This window comes from Enhygromyxa salina, from assembly GCF_002994615.1.
In the GTDB taxonomy this organism is placed as follows: domain Bacteria; phylum Myxococcota_A; class Polyangia; order Nannocystales; family Nannocystaceae; genus Plesiocystis; species Plesiocystis salina_A.
Genome location: NZ_PVNK01000113.1, coordinates 1 through 2,545, shown reverse-complemented (window position 1 = coordinate 2,545; position 2,545 = coordinate 1). Strand labels below are relative to the sequence as shown.

Sequence of the window (2,545 nt, the reverse complement as noted above, 5' to 3'; positions counted from 1 at the left end):
AGGGCTTTGTCGCCAAAACTTGCAGTACGCCCGGTACAGCGGCGTTTTGGCTTCGCGCCCTCGGCGAAAATTCCGGCGCGAGGCGACACGATGCATTGCACCCCGGGCTGCTAGCAGCCCGGGGTGCTAGCAGCCCGGGGTTCTCGGTTGAAACCGGTCGGCGCTCGCGGAGCTCCAGGCCCAGGGGCCAGCCTCTCGACCCTTGGCGTGCTTGGCGTGCTTGACGCCTATGTCCGCGGTTCGTCCGCGGGCTCGGCTGCCTCGTCCGCGGGCTCGGCTGCCTCATCCGCGGGCTCGGCTGCCTCGTCCGCGGGCTCGGCTGCCTCGTCCGCGGCCTTGCTCCGGGCCTGCTCGAGCCGCTCGCTCTCGCGGGCGTAGTCGAGGTCGCTGTCTTTGGGCTTGCGCAGGAAGAACAGCCACACGCCAGCCGCGAAGATCGCGAGCGAGAAGTACTGCGCGGTCGTGAGCCCGAAGTAGCGCACATCCGGCGTCGCAATCTTGTCGGCCTCGGTCGCGCGCAGGAAATCGAACAAGAAGCGCGCCGGGCCGTAGACCAGGGCGATGAGGCCCGTGAGCCGGCCGGGGTGGGCCTTGCGCCAGTCCCACACGAAGTAGATGAACAAGGTCAGCGCGAGGATGACGAGGAACTCGAGCAGCCCGAGGTCGTAGCGATAGATCTCCTGGGCGGCCGAGCAACACTCGGGCAGCGCCCGGCCCTCGGGGCAGCGACACGGCCACGGACCGACGGCCCCGAAGGTCCCGGCCTCGACGATCTTGCCGGGGTGGTCATGGACCCACGCGCACGACAGCCGCCCGAAGCACATGCCGACGAGCAGGCCGAACATGTTGCCGTCGGCGTAGACGAGGATCGGCTGCTTCTCCCGGCGCAGAAACCAGTTCATGCCGATGAACGCGCCAAAGAAGCCGCCGACGCTCGACAGCCCGTTCCACAGCATCAACAAGACCCAAGGGTTCTCGCTGACCTTCTCGGGGAAGTAGAACAGCACCGAGATCCAGTGGGAGATCACGAAGCCGAACACCAGGACCCAGAAGATCTGGTCGCGGAACATCCACTCGTCGAGATCCTTCTCCTTGGAGTAGATCTTGACCGCGAGCTGGATGCCGGCCAGCACGCCGATCGCAACGAGGATCCCGAACACCCCGATCGTGAGGTGATCGCCGAGCAGCGGGATGTCGGTCCCGAACTCGAAGGTCTTCTCGGGCGGGACGACGTAGGGGATGGCGCCGAGCATGGGCGGCGAGACTAGCCCTAAATCAAGCGCTGAATTCAACAAGCTGAATGATTTAGGGCTCGTATGAGCCGAAAGGCGAGCGTTTGGGGGGAGCGGAGGGGGCCTCGCCGCTAGAACGTGATCGCGGGCCCGACGGTGATGTCGATCAGGAAGCTCGACTGGTCGGGGAACCATCCGCCGAGGCCGAGCTCACCGAAGACCGCGAAGTGCTTGACGATCTGGTAGTTGAAGCCGACCAGCGCGCCGATGAAGGCCGGACCAATGCGGACCACGTCGACGCGGTCGCTGCTGTCGGCCGACGCAGCCACGTTGGCGGCGAGGTTCTGGTCGTTGGTCGCGTTCATGTCGCCGTCGCACGAGGCGTTGTAGGGCCACACGGGGAAGCAACCGGCGCCGTTGATGTCGGTGTCAGTCCCGATCTCGAGGTCGTCGGGCACGCTGTTGCCGTTGCGGTCGTTGGCGAAGCCCATGTTGACCCGGAGGCGCGAGTTGCCGTAGCCGCCGAAGGCGCCGACGAAGGGCCGCAGCTTCCACTCTTCCTTGCCGAGGAAGTACTTGAACTTGGCGCCGATCGTCCACGAGAACGTGGTCGATTGCTTGACGCCGACGGGGGTCGGGTTGCGCACGTCGTCGTTGAACGAGGTGGTGAGATCCTTGCTCGGGTCGTCGCGATACACGCTCGCGGCCGTCACGACCTGAAGCCGCGAGTACAGGCCCAAAGACACGCGCTTGCCGATCCGGACCGAGATCTCTGGTTCGACGTGGAAGGGCGCGATCGCCATGCCAGTCGAGACCGGGTGGCGCTCGGCGCACTGGGCGGCGTTGTAGGCCATCATCATGTCGCCGGTCGTGCCCGGCGCGCCGAAGGTGTCGAAGGCCTGGACGAGCTCGGCGCCCGGGACCTCGGTGACGTCGCGGGTGCCCGCGACCCAGCGCGCGATGGCGCAGCCCGACTCGGCGGGGCCGTAGGCCTGCTCGCCCCGGGGGAAGAACTGGCGGTAGGTGTTCTCGGCCGTGCCGCTGGCGACGCCGAAGCCGGTGCCGATGCCGAGGTTGATCCAGACTCGCGGCAAGGCGCTGGGCGGCTTGGGCTCGTCGATGACCTCGCCCTCGCCCGAGTCGACGGGCTCGTCGACCGCGCAGCCCTGGTTGAGGACCAGCGGCTGGTCTTGAAGGCCGAGGTTGGCGGCCGGGTTCATCGACGCGTCGAAGGCGTAGAGGAAATACTCGATGTCCGCGTCACCGTGCTCCTCGGCGGGGATGTCGACCTCGGCGACGTTGGAGAAGGCCGG

General features: G+C 66.9%; 2 protein-coding genes. Both read right to left on the bottom strand.

Features of this window, described 5'->3' with window-relative positions:
• Positions 1–227: 227 nt before the first annotated feature.
• A complete protein-coding gene (locus ENSA5_RS10925; protein WP_181197627.1) occupies positions 228–1,253 on the bottom strand; it encodes a prolipoprotein diacylglyceryl transferase in 1,026 nt (341 codons plus the stop codon).
• A gap of 110 nt (positions 1,254–1,363) precedes the next feature.
• The coding region (locus tag ENSA5_RS37430; RefSeq protein WP_181197626.1) for a hypothetical protein at positions 1,364–2,545 on the bottom strand (1,182 nt) is incomplete at its 5' end.